Source organism: Agrobacterium sp. NPDC089420 (assembly GCF_044900305.1).
Taxonomy (GTDB): Bacteria; Pseudomonadota; Alphaproteobacteria; order Rhizobiales; family Rhizobiaceae; genus Agrobacterium.
Map to the genome: position 1 here is coordinate 301,747 of NZ_JBJDMY010000002.1, position 15,783 is coordinate 317,529.

Sequence of the window (15,783 nt, forward strand, 5' to 3'; positions counted from 1 at the left end):
TGAGCCGGTGCGATTGACCGGCAGGGTTGCCGGAAGCGGGACCGCGAAACGTCGCTTGGTTGCAAGGACAGAAAAGATATGAGCCGCATGACGCCATTCACCCACCCGCTTTTGCTGGGTTTTGATGCCATGGAAAAAACGCTGGAGCGCATGGCGAAGGCCAATGACGGCTACCCTCCCTACAATATCGAGCGCCTGCCGGAGAGCGGGGATGCGCCGGAACGGCTGCGCATCACCATTGCGGTTGCCGGGTTTTCGCAGGACGATCTGGATGTGACGACGGCCGATAACCAGCTCGTCATTCGCGGCCGCCAGCAGGAACAGGAAAAGCGCGATTTCCTCTATCGCGGTATCGCGGCACGCCAGTTCCAGCGGGTTTTCGTGCTTGCCGATGGCATGCAGGTCAGGGAAGCGCGCATGCGCAACGGCCTTCTTTCCATCGATCTGGTGCGGCCCGAAATTTCAAACGTGGTGAAGAAAATTAATATTTCCGTCTCAGAGTAGAACGTGAACGCCGGAATCGGACATGAATCGCTCGGCGTGAAGAAGGAGGCTGAAATATGCTTTTGAAAGAAGCGCATGCGCGTCTCACCCGGTCCCAGCTCGCCCATATCGGCGAGGGAGAAGTGGGATATATCCGCAAGATCCGTGCGGAAGACGTCAGCCGCTGTTTCCCGGAAGCGCCTGAGCTCGATCCGCAGCTGGATCTCTGGGCGCTGTTTGGTGCGGATGGTACGCCGATCCTCCTGACGGACAACCGTTCAAGTACGTTTTTCAAGGCTGCCGAAGACGATCTCAAGACCGTCAGCCTGCATTGAAGAAAAAAGCCCGCTTTTGAGCGGGCTTTTTCATCGATGGATCAAAGGAACGGGCGGTCCGGCATGTCGTCGATCGAGATGACGCCGTCCTTGTTCCTGTCCAGCCGCTCGAACATTTTTTCGCCGGCGGCGGTGAACTCGGCCTTGCTGACCTGACCGTTCTCGTCGGTGTCGGCCCAGCGGATCAGCGCGAAGCCTGCGCCCTTGCCGCCATGCTTGCCCCAGCCCTGATGGCCGAAACGGCCGCCATGTTCGCGCTCGGCGTGTCTTTCGGCGCGCTTGCCTTCGGGACCCTTGCCGTCTTCGGCTTTGGCATCCTCACGCTCGGGACGCGGATGGGCGGCGCGGAAGGCCTCGATTTTGGCCTGGCGATATTCACGCATTTCCTTCGGCGTGATCGAACCGTCCTTGTCCTTGTCGATCTCGGCGAAAAGCGTATCCTGCCGCGCCGCAAATTCTTCCTTTGAAATCTTGCCGTCCTTGTTGGTATCGGCAACCTTCAGGAGGTGAACGAAGGCGGCTTCCGGGCGGATCGGCATGCGATCCTTATGGCCTTTGCCGGGTGCGGCGAAACTCGCCGTCGCGGCGGTGCTGAGCACAAGGGCTGCGCCAAGAGCAGAGAGGGCGATTTTTCGTGTGGTCATCGTCATTACCTTTCTTTGGTGTCCCTGAAGAAAAGATAGTGACGTCGGCCGGGCCTCACCACTTAAACATCCGTAAGGTGGATGAAGCTTCGGTAATGTTCTCTGCCGTTTTCCAAAATGCCGGTCAGCCGGCGATTGTCCTCGTCAGGAAGCCGGTCAGATCGTCGGTGATGTAGTCGATATGCGCATCCGTCTCGACGGGAATTTCCCAGCGTTCCATGATGACACCCTCGAGGTTCGAAGGCACGAGCAGCACGGTCTTCATGCCAAGCGCCTTGGGGGCCGCGAGATTGCGCGGCAGGTCCTCGAACATGGCGGCCTTTTTCGTATCGAGTTTCGCAAGGGCGGCGAACTTCTCATAGGTCGCGCTGGCCGGCTTCGGCAGATAGTCTGCGGCGACAATATCGAAAATATCCTCGAAATGATCGAGGATGCCGAGCGCTCCGGCCGCCGCCTGCGCATGTTTGACGCTGCCATTGGTCAGGATGAACTTGCGGCCTGGCAATGCCCTGATCGCCGCGCCGAGTTCCGGATGGGGTTTGAGCGCCGAATAATCGATGGCATGGGCGCGTTCCAGAAACTCGTCCGGGCTGATGCCGTAGTTGATCATCAGGCCCTGAAGCGTGGTGCCATGGTCATGGTAATAGCGTTTCTGCAGCTTCCGCGCCTCGTCGGGATCGAGTTTCAGAAGCTCCGCCACATAAGCCGTCATGTTGCGGTCGATCTGGGAAAACAGATTGACGTGATGCGGATAGAGCGTGTTGTCGAGATCGAAGACCCATTCGCTCACATGGGCGAAATCGGCGGCATCGGGCAGGTTTTTCGGCTTTGTGTCCATGGCCCGCTTTATGCCCGGTTCGAGCGGCGAAGAAAATCGAAAAGACGACGATTGCTGAGAAAATCGGGCTTGGCGGTGGCCTGCAGTGCATGATACCGCGAGGATCATGGAACTCTGGATAGGCATCACTTTCGCAAGCGCGTTCCTGCAGAACCTGCGCTCGACCCTGCAGAAGCACCTCAAGGGCATGATGGGCACCACGGGCGCAACCTTCGTGCGCTTCGTGTTCGGCATGCCTTTCGCTCTCGCCTATCTCGCTTTTTTGCATGTCGGGCTCGGCCGTCCGCTGCCGGCGCCGAACATGTCTTTCGCCGTGTGGGCGACGGTCGGCGCCATGGCGCAGATCGCCGCCACCTTCCTGCTCGTCCACCTGTTTTCCTTCCGCAATTTCGCGGTCGGCACGGCCTATTCCCGCACCGAACCCGCGCAGGCGGCGCTGTTTGCGCTCATTTTCATCGGTGAAAGCGTCAATGGCGGCACATTGGCGGCGATTGCCATCTCGGTCGCCGGCGTCATGCTGATTTCGGTGGCGCGCACGGAAGTGACGCCCGCTTCCATTCTCACGTCCATCTTCAGCCGGACAGCCGGTATCGGCCTCGCCTCTGGTGCCTTCTTCGGCCTGTCGTCGGTTGCCTATCGGTCGGCGTCGCTGGCACTCGCACCGACCCTTCCCGCCCCGGATGCGATGATGCAGGCGGGCTTCACCCTTGTCATCGTCATCGTGATGCAGACCGTTTCGATGTTCCTGTGGATCGTCTGGCGGGAGAGGCAGGAATTGCAGCGCATCGCAAAGGCGTGGAAACCATCGCTTGCGGTCGGTTTCGTGGGCGCCACGGCCTCATTCGGCTGGTTCACGGCGATGACCTTGCAGCAGGCCGCCGTGGTAAAGGCATTGGCGCAGGTGGAGATGCTCTTCGCCTTCGCTTCGACCGTGCTGTTCTTCAAGGAGAAGATCAACCGGCTCGAACTCTCCGGTTGCCTGCTGATTGTCGTGGGTGTGCTGTCGCTGCTGGCATTCGGCTGAATGCCAGATGTGGCGAACAGGCTCGCTGTCCGCCACCTGAGCACATCAGGGCACGATCAGCGTCCCGGCGCCTTCCGTGAAGATTTCCAGAAGTACCGAATGCGGCGTCTTGCCGTTGAGGATCACCACGCCCTGCACGCCGGCCTTGATGGCCTCGATGCAGGTCTCGACCTTCGGGATCATGCCGCCGGAAATCGTGCCGTCCTTGATGAGCGCGCGCGCCTGCGAAACCGTCAGTTCCTTGATGAGTTCCTTGTTGCGGTCGAGAACTCCGGGTACGTCGGTCAGGAACAGCAGCCGCGTGGCGTTCAGCGCACCGGCAATGGCGCCGGCAAAGGTGTCGGCATTGATGTTGTAGGTTGCACCATCGCGGCCTGGAGCCACGGGAGCAATGACCGGGATCATCTCCGACTTGGCCAGCAGGTCGAGCAGCGTGCGATCGACTTCCACGACCTCACCGACGAAACCGAGATCGAGAACGCGCTCGATATTGCTGTCAGGATCAATGACGGTCTTTTTCGCCTTTTCGGCGAAGACCATGTTGCCGTCCTTGCCGCACAGGCCGATGGCCCATTCGCCCGTCTGGTTGATGAGCGCGACGATTTCCTTGTTGATCGAACCGGCCAGAACCATTTCGACGATCTCGACCGTCTTGGCGTCGGTGACACGCAGGCCGCCTTCGAATTTCGATTCGATGCCCATCTTCGTCAGCATCGCACCGATCTGCGGGCCGCCGCCATGCACGACGATGGGATTGATACCGGACTGTTTCAACAGGGCGATGTCTTCCGCGAAAGCCTTGCCGAGCGTCGAATCCCCCATGGCGTGACCACCATATTTCACCACGATGGTCTTGTTTTCGTATTTCTGCATGAAGGGCAGAGCCTGTGCGAGCAGCCGCGCCTGAGTTTCGCTTTCGGAAGCAGTCATCTAAAAACCTCGGTCTGTGGTTGCGGCTGTTCGAAGCCTGTCATCGCTCTAAAGCAAGTTTTCGACGGATGAAATAACCTCCTGGCCTTATTGTGTCGGCCGCGGTCAAATTTCTTTTTTTTGGCGGTCCAGGCCCTGTAATGTGATTGACATAAAGGCCCAATGGGACCAGCCTTGCCGAAGAAAGGGGAGGGGTTAATTCAGGGCGATGCAAGCCATCGAGCGCTGTGGAGACGGTGCTGGCCTGAACGACCGAGGAGTGAGAGACCATATGGCGGCACCGGATCGAGACAAGCAGAGCGGTTTGCGGGACGAAGTGCTCGCCGGCGAATATGTGCTGGGTGCCCTGCCGCCGGACAGCATGGCGCAGCTTGCCAAGCGCGTGAAGCGCGACCGCCAGTTCGCCGCCATGGTCAGGCGCTGGCGGGATAATCTCGCCGAAACAGAATATCGCGAAAATGCAACCGTCGCCGCTTTGCTTGAAAGAAATCCGGCCAGATCCGGCCTGCCCTTCAGGAGCCAGCCGTTACGCAATGGCAGCATCTTCGCCGCCATGCTGGCCGAGGTCTGGCATTCCGTGCGCTTCTGGCGTCTTCTGGCATTGACGGCGATGCTGTGGACCGCCGTTCTGCTTTTCACCATCGCCTGAGAGCAGGGCTCTTTTAGAGCGAGACGGTTCTTACGATCTCCGCGCGCAGATCATCCAGCCCGAAGGATTTTTCCGACGAGGTGGCGAGAACTTCCGGATACGCGGCGGGGCGCTTGCGGATTTTCTCCAGCGTTTCGCCGACGAGCCGCGGCACGCCGGCATCCTTGATCTTGTCCGTTTTCGTCAGCACGATCTGGTAGGACACGGCCGCCTTGTCCAGCAGGCTCAGAACCTCTTCATCGTTCTTTTTCAGGCCGTGGCGGGAATCGATCAGCACATAGACGCGTTTCAGCGTCGCGCGGCCGCGAAGGTAGTCGAAAACGAGCTTCGTCCAGGTATCCACCTGGTCCTTAGGCGCCTGTGCATAACCGTAACCGGGCATATCGACCAGCGCCATCGGCGGCAGGTCGCCGGCTTCGCCGGAATAACCTTCCGGGACGAAATAATTCAGTTCCTGCGTGCGGCCGGGCGTATTGGAGGTGCGGGCAAGTCCCTTGTGGCCCACCAGCGCGTTGATGAGAGAGGACTTGCCGACATTCGAACGTCCGGCGAAGGCAATCTCCGGCGGGCCTTCGGGCGGCAGGAACTTCATCGCGGGAACGCCGCGAATGAATATCCAGGGTCGCCCGAAAAGGGGCTTTTCGGTTGCCGGACCGGTCTCGCTCATTTCGACTGCACCGGCTTTCGCTTGAATAGCCCCTTGAGATTATCGAACAGTTCGATCTTGGCGCCATGACGCTTCATGATGAGGGCCTGCTGCGAGATCGACAGGGTGTTGTTCCACGCCCAGTAGATAACCAGACCGGCCGGGAAGGAGGCCAGCATGAAGGTGAAGATCAGCGGCATCCATGTGAAGATCATGGCCTGCGTCGGATCGGGCGGCGTCGGGTTCATGCGCATCTGCAGGAACATCGTGATGCCCATGATCAACGGCCAGACGCCGATCATCAGGAAATGCGGCACGTCGTAGGGCAGGAGGCCGAACAGGTTGAACAGTGAGGTCGGATCGGGCGCGGAAAGGTCGTGAATCCAGCCGAAGAACGGGGCGTGCCGCATTTCGATGGTGACGTAGATGACCTTATAGAGGGCGAAGAACACCGGAATCTGCAGCAACATCGGCCAGCAGCCGGCAACCGGGTTGATCTTCTCTTCCTTGTAGAGCTGCATCATTGCCTGCTGCATGGCCATGCGGTCGTCGCCATGCTTGGCTTTCAGCTCCTCCATCTTCGGCTGCACACGTTTCATGTTCGCCATGGATGCGTATTGCTTGCTGGCGAGCGGGAAGAACAGCGCCTTGACGACGATGGTGGTGAGCAGGATCGCCACGCCGAAATTGCCGAAATAACGGAAGAAGAAATCCATCATTTTGAACATCGGCTTGGTGATGAAGTAGAACCAGCCCCAGTCGATCAGCAGGTCGAATTTCGGAATGGAATATTCCGATTCGTAGCGGTCGACTAGCGGCACTTCCTTGGCGCCGGCAAAGACGAGGCTCTTCAGCTCGATGGACTGGCCGGGTTCGACCGTCATCGGGTCGCTCTTGAAGTCGGCCTGGTAGCTCGGCTGATTGCCGGTGATATGCGAGTAGCGGGTTTCGAAAGGCGTCGTCTGCGGCGGAACGATGGCCGCGGCCCAATATTTGTCGGTGATGCCGAGCCAGCCGCCGGTCGCCTTGGCAATCGTCACCGGCGTCTCTTCGACGTCCTTGTATTTTTCTTCCGTCAGACTGCCGTCCTTGCCGGAGACGCCGAGGAAACCTTCATGGATGACGAAGACGGGCGGGATCGCCGGCTTGTTGTTGCGTGTCACGCGGCCGTAGGTGGCGAAGGAAATCGCCGCCTGGCCGGGGTTCTCGACCTTGTCGGCGATCGAGATCATGTAATGCTCGTCGATCGACACGGTACGGGAGAAAACGACGCCCTTGTCGTTGGTATAGGTCAGCGTGACGGGCGTGGTTTCCGTCAGCTTGTCACCGCTCGCAAGCGTCCAGACGGTCGTCGGGCCGGGAACGCCGCCGACATCCGCCGCCGCGACATAACCGAGTTCGGTGAAATAACCTTCCTTGGTGTCGGAGGGCGAAAACAGCGTGATGATCGGGCTCGAGTCATCGACGGTCTCATGGTAGTCCTTGAGCCGGATGTCGTCGAAACGGGCGCCGGTCAGATTGATCGAACCGGCGATGGCGTTGGTGTCGATGGCGACACGCTGGCTTCTTGCAATCGATTCTTCACGCGTCGCCGTTGCGGCGGCCTGCGTGGGAGAGGCGGGCGGCGCGCCTTCGACGGTTGCGCCGGGTGCGGCACCCGGTGCCGGCTGTTGCTGCGTCGTCTGCTGCTGCGCCTGGCGGGCCTCTTCGGCGCGGCGCTGCTGCTCGATGCGCGGATTCATGTACAGGAATTGCCAGGCGAGGACGATGACAACCGAAAGGGCTATCGCGATGAAGTAATTACGGTTCTTTTCCATCATTCTTTCCTGGAGCGGGTCTCCTGGGACCGTTTCGGTTTCGCCGTTCCTTCAATGCGCTCGACAAGGAGAGACTGAAGTTTGGGAAAGGCCGTATCGAGCACGTCCCTGCGGGCGACAATCACATAGTCATGGCCGGGCTTCATTGCGAATCCGGCAGAAAGCCTGACGGCTTCCCTGAGACGGCGGCGCATGCGATTTCGCTCGACCGCGTTGCCTTGTCTTTTTGTTACGGTAAAACCGACCCGAGGTTCGGTTTCCGGGGTTTTCCGGTCCAGCACTTCCAGAAGAAAGCTGCCCCCCCGCCGTTTTTCTCCTGCCTGAACGGCAAGAAACTCCGACCGGTTTTTAAGCCGGCCGGGTCGTTTTTTAGTCTCGCTCATGTGCCCACGACTTTCATCGGGCCACAGGCTCGGCAATTAAGCCGACAGACGTGCGCGGCCGCGCGCACGGCGGGCTGCGAGAACCTTGCGGCCGCCGGCGGTGGCCATGCGGGCACGGAAACCATGACGACGCTTGCGAACAAGCTTGGACGGTTGGTAGGTACGCTTCGACATTTATTTAATACCGCGGTGTGCGGCCCTTCTTGAATTTGCAATTATTTGCAAGAGCGTTTCGTTTTTTGCACGGCTAACCCCGCCTGGGCGAGCTTTCAATGGCCGAGCGTGCGCGGCTTATAAGGGCATAGGACGAGCAAAGTCAATTGCCGAAGGGGTTTTCACGCTTCACCTTTTGCGGAAAAGCGCATGAAATTGACTTCGCCCGCGGGTGGCGCCGACGCATTTTCAGCTGTGATCGATAAAATCCGAAATTCTTTCTTAACGCGGCATTGGTAAATCTTGTGACGCGAAAAGTTATGCCGGCTTCCCATTTTCATCGTGTGGCCGGCCGTTATCGGGGGAACGGATTTGAGAATTCGCGGTCGTATCAATCTTCTTGTCGGGCTGATGAGCCTTGTGGCCTGTACCATCGGCGGGCTGTCCATCTATGCGATCAACGAATTCTGGGTTCGGTCGCATCATTTCGAGCAAACGGCGGAGAGGGCCTACAAGGGCGAAGCGCTCAATCGGCTGGTGACGGCGGTCGTCATGGAAGCGCGCGGGGTCTATGCCGCAGCCGATGTGGCCGCGGCCGCGCCCTTTGCCGATGGCATGGTCAAAAACCTCGACGCCATGGAAAAGCTCATTGCCGGTTGGGCTCCGCTCGTGCCGGCGGAACAGAAGGCAGGTTTCGACAAGCTAGTCGGCCGATCGAAGGAATTCCGCACCTTCCGTCTGGAGACTGTCCGGCTGGCGAAGGAAAACGGACCGCAGGCGGCGAGCCAGCAGGGCAATAACGAGGCGAACCGCGCCAACCGCAAGGCCTATCAGGCCGAGATCGACAGTATCGTGAAAAACGATCTTGCCGAACTGGACGTCGTAAAGGCGGGAGTCGATTCTTTCAGCAATGCCATATTCTGGTTGATCGTGGCGATAACGGTTGCAGGCGTGGGGACGGGAGCCGCCTTTGGCCTCTATATCGGAACACGGCAGCTCAGCGCGCCCATCCGCAAGGTTTCGCAAGTGATGAATGCGGTGGCTGACGGAAATCTGGATGCGGAGGTTCCCTGTCTCGGCCGTAATGACGAGATCGGCGAAATGGCAGCGGCCGTCGAGGTCTTCAAGAAGAATGGCCGCGAGGTGCGCCGCATGAACGCGCAAGAGACGGCCATGCGCGCCAAGAGCGACGACCTGCAGGCGGGTATGGCTGTTGTCGTTGACGCCGCCGCCGAGGGCGATTTCAGCCGCCGTATCGACAAGGATTACGGCGACGAAAACCTCAACCGTTTCGCCGCGACGATCAATGCCCTGCTCATCGGCGTCGACAATGGCGTTTCGGAGACCAGCCGGGTCATCGAAGGCCTGGCGCGGGGCAATCTGACGGAGAAAATGGAGGGTGATTTCCGCGGCGTGTTCGCCGAACTCCAGGCGAATGTCAACCAGACGCTGACCAAGCTGCGCGAGACGATGCGCGAGGTGCGCGGCAGCACGGAAGGCATCAGCGGCAACGCCAACGAATTGCGTTCGGCGGCCGATGACCTGTCGAAGCGAACGGAACAACAGGCAGCGGCGCTGGAGGAAACCTCGGCCGCGCTGGACGAGATTACCGCCGTCGTGCGCAATTCCACCGACCGCGCGCAGGAGGCGAGCGCGATGGTCGCCGAAACCAAGCAGAAGACGGAGGAATCCGCCAATGTCGTGCGCGACGCGGTCTCCGCCATGGATCGTATCGAGCATGCGTCGCGCGAAATCAGCCAGATCATCAATGTCATTGACGAGATTGCCTTCCAGACGAACCTTCTAGCGCTGAACGCCGGTGTGGAAGCGGCGCGCGCGGGCGAGGCGGGCAAGGGCTTCGCCGTCGTCGCGCAGGAAGTGCGCGAACTGGCGCAGCGTTCGGCAACGGCTGCGAAGGACATCAAGGCGCTGATCACCAAGTCCGGTGAGGAAGTGGGCCGCGGCGTGTCTTTGGTGCAGAGAACCGGCAGCGCGCTGAGCGAGATCGAGACCCGCGTTCTGGCGATCAACGAGCATATTCATTCGATCGCTACGGCGGCGAAGGAACAGTCCACCGGTTTGCACGAGGTGAATACTGCGATCAACCAGATGGATCAGGTGACGCAGCGCAATGCCGCCATGGTGGAGGAGACGTCGGCCGCAACGCACAAGCTCAGCAGCGAGGCGGATCATCTCGTGATGTTGGTCTCGCGCTTCAATGTCGGCGCCGAACAGGCGCAGCGCAGCCCCCGCATCGAGCAGCCCGCACGGCCGATGGCGGTGTCCGGCCGCCGGACGGCAGCGGTGGCTTCCCCGGCCCGCAAATTGATGAACAGCGTCAGCCGCGCCCTCAATGTCCAGCCCGCCGCGGTACCGGCGCAGGGGGACTGGCAGGAGTTTTAGGAGCGCGCATCTGGGTTGTGCTTGAACTCGACTTTTATCGAACGCCGTCCCTGCCGGACGGCGTTTGTTTTTCAGCGATGAAAACGTTTGTTTTGCAACGCATTGGAAAAATATCCATTAGGTCCTATTATCCTATCCGCATATAAACCGAGCCGTTCCACGCAAGCAGCGGCGCGTATACAGGATCATGGCCCGGTGTTTTCTAAAGGCGTAGACAGCTTGGACCGCACGCAAGACGATCCGGTGTATTGCATGCCGGGATTGACCGCCGGTCTTTCTGGACGGCTGCTGCTGCTTACGGTCATTTTCGTGATGATCGCCGAAGTGCTGATTTTTGTGCCCTCGGTCGCCAATATGCGTCTTTCCTGGCTGCGGGACCGGCTGAACACGGCCGCCGCGGCCGGCGCAGTGATCGATGGTCTGCAAGCGGAATTGCCTAGAAGCGTGCAGAACGACACGCTGATGGCGACCGGCGCGAAACTTATCGCGCTGCGCAAGGACGGCACCTCCCGCCTGCTCGCCGTCGCTGAAACGCCGCCCGGCGTTGACGAGCAATATGATCTGTCCGACGTTTCGCAAGTGGCGGCGGTGCGCGACGCCTTTTCCACATTGCTGTTCGGCGGCAACCGCGTCATCCGTGTTTTCGATGTGGTCGGTGACAGCGACACCATCATCGAGCTGGTGCTGGGCGAAAACAAGCTGCGGGCGGCGATGCTGGCTTATGCCCGCAATGTTTTCCTGATTTCCATCGTCCTGTCCCTGATTACCGCCGGCCTGATCTTCGTTTCCATCAACCGCATCATGATCCGGCCCATACGCCGGCTGACGCTCGGCATGCAGCATTTCTCGGAGGATCCGGGCAATCCCGAGCGGATTTTCGTGCCCGAGGACGGAACCGACGAACTGGCGGTCGCCGGCCGCCATCTCGCCGAAATGCAGACGGAACTGCAAAAGACCCTCAGGCAGCAGAAGAACCTTGCCGATCTCGGCCTGGCGGTTTCCAAGATCAACCATGACATGCGCAACATCCTGTCTTCCGCACAGCTGATGTCGGACCGGCTGGTCGATGCCAAGGACCCCATGGTGCGAAGCTTCGCGCCGAAGTTGCTGCGCACGATCGACCGCGCCGTGGCCTATACGGGTGAGGTTCTCGCTTACGGCCAGGCCACGGAAGGCGCGCCGAAACGCAAGATGGTGCATTTGAGCCTGCTGGTCCGGGATGTGCGCGATATTCTCGCTCTCGACCCGGAAGGCGGCATCGAGTTCCAGGACAGCGTTCCCGCCGATCTGACGGTCGATGCCGATTCGGAGCAGCTTTTCCGGGTGATCCACAATCTCTGTCGCAATGCCGTCCAGGCTCTGCAATCCGATCCCGCCAGTGCTGCTTCGCGCTATCTGTCGATTGCCGCCCAGAGGGCTGGCAGCGTCGTCAGCATCGTTATCGATGACAATGGGCCGGGAATGCCGCGCAAGGCAAAAGAGAACCTGTTCTCCGCCTTCCGGGGATCGGCCCGCTCCGGCGGCACCGGCCTCGGGCTCGTCATCGCACGTGAACTCGTGCTGGCCCATGGCGGCACGATAGCGCTTGTCGAAAAACCCGGTCCGGGCACGCAGTTCCGCATCGAGATCGCCGACCGCGCCACCTCCGTACAGGCGGCAAGAACCGCCTGAAAAAGCCGCTTCGGAGCTGCCCGGCGCAATCGCCATTCCTGTCGAAATCGACGCGCTACGCGGGCAGCCGAAAATGACCTTGATGGAATTTGCAATATAATCAACAGGATATATGAATTGCTGCGGAAAAATGACAATTTCGAAACGAAATCGCTTGCAATCGGAATGAGGACGTTTTAGAGGATCGCCACGCCACCGGAAACGACCGGAACGGCACGCACCCGTAGCTCAGCTGGATAGAGCACCAGACTACGAATCTGGGGGTCAGGAGTTCGAATCTCTTCGGGTGCGCCATTTCTCTCTCCCTCTATAATCGTTTCCTTGGAAAATCCTGACTGCTTGATGTCCGCCGTTCCGTCTTTGGTCCGGACGGCCAGATCGGCTTTCGAATTAGATTTGTCGATGGCCACCTGCGCGCCGTTTTGCCGTTGGAAAAGGCGGCCTTCGGTGTGGTTCGACAAGTTCGGTGCGATGTCATGGCATGGCCGCGCAGACATTGCTTGTTCGATGGATCGCATCGAGGAAATCGCGTCGCTGGGGAATGTGACGCGTGCCCTCGCGCGCCTGTTTCCGTATCTCTGCGCCGCTGCCCCTTGTCAGGAAACACTCTTTGTAACTGAAAGCGGCTTGAGCGTGTCGCCAGAATTCAGGCGCATGCGATTCTCGCCGTGGTCTGAAAAGACCTGTGCCCCCCGCCCTGTGGTTTTGAGTGATGGGGTGGGTTTCCCGCGTTTCGGGTGCGCCCCTCCATATTAGTGGTTTTTACTGAAGCCTGTGTCGCAGGGCTTGATGATAAGCCGGGATTGCCGGGCTTTCCGATGTCACCGAACTTTCGGTAAACCTTCGTCATATTGTCATACAATATAAGCATATGCGCTTCAGAAAAGGAGCGCAGAATGACGCCACAATCACTTGAACTTTCGGGCATCGGCAAGGGCTTCGGGGCTGACGATGTTCTGAAGGAGATCGATCTCTCCATCCGTCCCGGAGAGTTTCTGTCCCTCGTCGGCATGTCGGGCTGCGGCAAGTCCACGCTGCTGCGTATCATCGCAGGGCTGGAAACACCGGATCGCGGTTCGGTCTCGATCGGTGGGCAGGATGTCACTGAGATCGATCCGAGCGACCGCAATCTGGCGATGGTGTTCCAGTCCTACGCGCTTTATCCGCATATGAGCGTGCGCCAGAATATTGCGACTCCGCTCCGCATGCGGCGTCTGTCCCTTGCCGCACGCCTGCCGCTGCTCGGGCGGCTGGTGGCGCCGGTCGAGACGCTCCGCCAGATCGACGCCGCCGTCGAACAGGCAGCCGAGACCCTGCAGATCGCGCATCTGCTGGACCGCAGGCCGGCGCAGCTTTCCGGTGGTCAGCGCCAGCGTGTGGCGCTTGCCCGGGCGCTGGTGCGCTCGCCCGCCGCCTTCCTGATGGATGAGCCGCTCTCCAACCTCGACGCCAAGCTTCGCGCCCACATGCGCGAGGAGTTGGCCGGCCTGCACCGTCGGCTTGGCGCAACCTTCATCTATGTCACCCACGACCAGATCGAAGCGATGACCATGTCCGACCGCATCGCGCTGATGTCGGAAGGTCGTATCGAACAGCTTGGCACGCCGGATGAGCTTTACCGGAAGCCTGCGACCCTGACGGTAGCGCGTTTTATCGGCACGCCCTCCATCAATCTGCTGCCGGTCGAAATCGACACCGAGGGAAAAGTCACAGCCTTCGGGCGTCATCTGGGTCTGGAAGCTTCCGGCCGCGATGCCGGTCCGGCAACGCTCGGCCTGCGCGCCGAGGATCTGCGTCCGGGTGCGGAGGGTTTTGCGGTGCGCGTGATCCGCAGCGAAACCCATGGTGCCGACCGTTTCGTCAGCTGCCGCCTGCTGAGCGACGAGACGGTGGCCATCACCCTGCGTCAGGGCGCGGGCGAGGCGCCTGCCGCCGATGCGAATGGCGTGATGACCCTCGGTTTTGCGCCGGAACGTGCCCATCTCTTCGCGGCCGATGGCCTGCGCCGCAAGGTGACGGTGCGGGAACGGGTGCCGGCATGACGGCTGTCGATATTTACGCGGCGGCGCCTGCAAAACCGCGCCCGCGCCTGTCGAAGACGGATCGGCGGATGATCTGGCGCGGCCTGATGTTTGCTGCACCCGCAAGCCTTTTGCTGGTCGCCATCTATATCGTGCCGATGCTCGTTCTTGCCGGTTTTTCCGTCACCGACTACCAGCTCGGCGCGCTCACCACCCGTTTTGTCGGCCTCGGCAACTTTGCCAAGGCATTCCAGGACCCGGTCTTCCTGCGCGCGCTGGCGAATACCGCCATCTATGCCGCCATCGTCATTCCCTTCGGCGTATTTCTGGCGCTCGGCGTCGCCCTGCTCGTTTATAACCGCAAGCGCAGCCGCGCCTTCTGGGAGGTGGCCTATTTCCTTCCCGTCACCGCAACGCTCGTCGCCATGGCGACGGTGTGGCAATTCCTGCTGCATCCTTCGCTCGGCCCCGTGAATGCGGCGATCAAATGGCTGGGTTTCGAGCCTGTCGCCTTCCTTTCCAATCCCGTCCTCCTCATCCCCACCATGGCGCTGATCGGCATCTGGCAGGTGCTGGGCTTCAACATGGTGCTGTTCCTTGCCGGCCTTACCGCCATCTCGAAGGATCTGCATGAGGCAGCGCGGCTGGACGGTGCAAGGAACCCGATCGACCGGTTCCTGACGGTGACATGGCCGATGCTTGGGCCGACGACCATGTTCGTTGTCGTCACCACCTCCATCTCGGCCTTCAAGGTCTTCGAGACGGTCGCGGTTCTCACCAAGGGTCGCTTCGGGTCGGAAACCCTGCTGTTCGACCTTTATCTTGAAGGTTTCGAATATTCCAACACCGGTTATGCCGCTGCGCTGACGGTGATCTTCCTCGCAATCGTGCTGGTGCTTTCGATCGGCCAGACGCTGCATATGGACCGGAAGGTGCATTATTGATGGCCGCGCTCCGCAAATATCTTCCGCATCTTGTGCTGGCGCTCGGCGCTTTCGTGATGCTCCTGCCGTTCTACTGGATGGCGCTGACCTCGATCCGCTCGCCGGCGGAAATATTCAACGTCTCGCTCTGGCCGATCCCCGAAAAATTCGATGCGGCCGAGAATTATGCCCGGGCGGCGGGACAGGTGCCGATGGGACGTTTCATGCTGAACGGCGTCATCGTCTGTTTCGGTATCCTCATTGTGCAGGTCCTGACCTCGGTTCCGGCGGCCTATGCGCTGGCGAAGCTCCGTTTCCCGGGCCGCAAGCTGCTGCTGGGGCTTGTCATCGCGGCGCTCTGCGTGCCCATCCAGGCGCTGGCGCTGCCGCTTTTCGTGGGCCTGGCGAAGACGCAGCTGCTGAACACCTATTTCGCGATGATGATGCCGTTTTTCCTCTCGGTCTTTGCCATCTTCCTGTTCAACCAGTCCTTCCGCAGCTATCCGGATGAAATCATCGAGGCGGCGCGCATGGATGGTTTTTCGGAAATGGAGATCTGCTGGGGTCTCGTCCTGCGCGGTTCGCTGCCTTCGCTTGCCGCCTTTTCGGTCTTCTCGCTCGTCGCTCACTGGAACGACCTGTACTGGCCGATGATCGTCATCTCCGACACCAATCTCGCCCCGCCGCCGCTTGGCATGATGTTCTTCGCCGATGTCGAATCCGGCGCGAATTATGGTGCGCTTATGGCGGGCGCCACACTGATTACCGCGCCGATGGTGCTGTGCTTCCTCCTCGCACGGCGTCACTTCATCGCCGGTATTACCATGACCGGCGTCAAGTGACGCCGTTCAGACTTCCTCCTC

At 60.2% G+C, this 15,783-nt stretch carries 16 protein-coding genes and 1 tRNA gene; 10 read left to right on the forward strand and 7 right to left on the reverse strand.

Going from position 1 to position 15,783, the window contains the following annotated elements; translation table 11 throughout:
- The first annotated feature begins 78 nt into the window (after positions 1–78).
- Complete coding sequence (locus ACI2KA_RS04065) at positions 79–504, forward strand: Hsp20 family protein (RefSeq protein WP_404499458.1); 426 nt, start codon at positions 79–81, stop codon at positions 502–504.
- Positions 505–560: 56 nt separating this feature from the next.
- The gene (locus ACI2KA_RS04070; protein WP_404499460.1) at positions 561–818 is read left to right on the forward strand and encodes a DUF1150 family protein; all 258 of its coding nucleotides are present in this window, start codon (positions 561–563) and stop codon (positions 816–818) included.
- Positions 819–859: 41 nt separating this feature from the next.
- Here the strand turns inward: ACI2KA_RS04070 and ACI2KA_RS04075 are convergent, their stop codons facing one another.
- Together ACI2KA_RS04075 and ACI2KA_RS04080 are read right to left on the reverse strand one after the other, a co-directional pair.
- On the reverse strand, positions 860–1,468 hold the full coding sequence (locus ACI2KA_RS04075; RefSeq protein WP_404499462.1) for an EF-hand domain-containing protein: 609 nt from the start codon (positions 1,466–1,468) through the stop codon (positions 860–862).
- A 118-nt stretch (positions 1,469–1,586) separates the two neighbouring features.
- Positions 1,587–2,300, reverse strand: coding sequence for a pyrimidine 5'-nucleotidase (locus tag ACI2KA_RS04080; protein ID WP_404499464.1), 714 nt, complete (start codon positions 2,298–2,300; stop codon positions 1,587–1,589).
- A 106-nt stretch (positions 2,301–2,406) separates the two neighbouring features.
- On the opposite strand from ACI2KA_RS04080, the gene ACI2KA_RS04085 reads away from it, so the two are divergent.
- Positions 2,407–3,324, forward strand: a complete 918-nt coding sequence (locus ACI2KA_RS04085) for an EamA family transporter (protein ID WP_404499466.1) — start codon at positions 2,407–2,409, stop codon at positions 3,322–3,324.
- 45 nt (positions 3,325–3,369) lie between these two features.
- Here ACI2KA_RS04085 and argB read toward each other — a convergent pair whose 3' ends face one another.
- Entirely contained in the window at positions 3,370–4,254 is an 885-nt protein-coding gene (argB, locus tag ACI2KA_RS04090) for an acetylglutamate kinase (protein ID WP_065114741.1), read from the reverse strand.
- 271 nt (positions 4,255–4,525) lie between these two features.
- On the opposite strand from argB, the gene ACI2KA_RS04095 reads away from it, so the two are divergent.
- Positions 4,526–4,903, forward strand: a complete 378-nt coding sequence (locus tag ACI2KA_RS04095; protein WP_404499468.1) for a hypothetical protein — start codon at positions 4,526–4,528, stop codon at positions 4,901–4,903.
- Between the two features lie 13 nt (positions 4,904–4,916).
- On the opposite strand, the gene yihA is transcribed toward ACI2KA_RS04095, so the two are convergent.
- Genes yihA through rpmH form a run of 4 tightly spaced genes read right to left on the reverse strand, consistent with a single transcriptional unit; the run spans position 4,917 to position 7,923 of the window.
- Positions 4,917–5,570 (reverse strand): ribosome biogenesis GTP-binding protein YihA/YsxC, encoded by a 654-nt coding sequence (yihA, locus tag ACI2KA_RS04100; protein WP_404499470.1) that lies wholly within the window; start codon positions 5,568–5,570, stop codon positions 4,917–4,919.
- On the reverse strand, positions 5,567–7,366 hold the full coding sequence (gene yidC / locus ACI2KA_RS04105) for a membrane protein insertase YidC (protein ID WP_404499472.1): 1,800 nt from the start codon (positions 7,364–7,366) through the stop codon (positions 5,567–5,569). The genes yihA and yidC overlap by 4 nt, the downstream gene beginning before the upstream one ends.
- Complete coding sequence (gene rnpA / locus ACI2KA_RS04110) at positions 7,366–7,749, reverse strand: ribonuclease P protein component (RefSeq protein ID WP_404499732.1); 384 nt, start codon at positions 7,747–7,749, stop codon at positions 7,366–7,368. Before rnpA ends, yidC begins: the two co-directional genes overlap by 1 nt.
- A gap of 36 nt (positions 7,750–7,785) precedes the next feature.
- Positions 7,786–7,923: a 50S ribosomal protein L34 gene (rpmH, locus tag ACI2KA_RS04115; protein ID WP_003493611.1), complete on the reverse strand. Its 138-nt coding sequence runs from the start codon at positions 7,921–7,923 to the stop codon at positions 7,786–7,788.
- Between the two features lie 351 nt (positions 7,924–8,274).
- Between rpmH and ACI2KA_RS04120 the strand changes: the two genes are divergently transcribed.
- The 6 genes from ACI2KA_RS04120 (at position 8,275) to ACI2KA_RS04145 (ending at position 15,762) form a co-directional block, all read left to right on the forward strand.
- Positions 8,275–10,305 carry a methyl-accepting chemotaxis protein gene (locus ACI2KA_RS04120; protein ID WP_404499473.1) on the forward strand — a complete coding sequence of 677 codons (2,031 nt, stop codon included), beginning with the start codon at positions 8,275–8,277 and terminating at the stop codon, positions 10,303–10,305.
- Between the two features lie 252 nt (positions 10,306–10,557).
- The gene (locus tag ACI2KA_RS04125) at positions 10,558–11,976 is read left to right on the forward strand and encodes an ATP-binding protein (protein WP_404499475.1); all 1,419 of its coding nucleotides are present in this window, start codon (positions 10,558–10,560) and stop codon (positions 11,974–11,976) included.
- Between the two features lie 217 nt (positions 11,977–12,193).
- A tRNA-Arg gene (locus tag ACI2KA_RS04130) sits at positions 12,194–12,270 on the forward strand.
- Positions 12,271–12,872: 602 nt separating this feature from the next.
- Positions 12,873–14,018, forward strand: coding sequence for an ABC transporter ATP-binding protein (locus ACI2KA_RS04135; protein ID WP_404499477.1), 1,146 nt, complete (start codon positions 12,873–12,875; stop codon positions 14,016–14,018).
- Positions 14,015–14,941 carry a carbohydrate ABC transporter permease gene (locus ACI2KA_RS04140; RefSeq protein ID WP_404499478.1) on the forward strand — a complete coding sequence of 309 codons (927 nt, stop codon included), beginning with the start codon at positions 14,015–14,017 and terminating at the stop codon, positions 14,939–14,941. Before ACI2KA_RS04135 ends, ACI2KA_RS04140 begins: the two co-directional genes overlap by 4 nt.
- Positions 14,941–15,762, forward strand: a complete 822-nt coding sequence (locus ACI2KA_RS04145; RefSeq protein WP_404499480.1) for a carbohydrate ABC transporter permease — start codon at positions 14,941–14,943, stop codon at positions 15,760–15,762. Before ACI2KA_RS04140 ends, ACI2KA_RS04145 begins: the two co-directional genes overlap by 1 nt.
- Positions 15,763–15,783 lie beyond the last annotated feature (21 nt).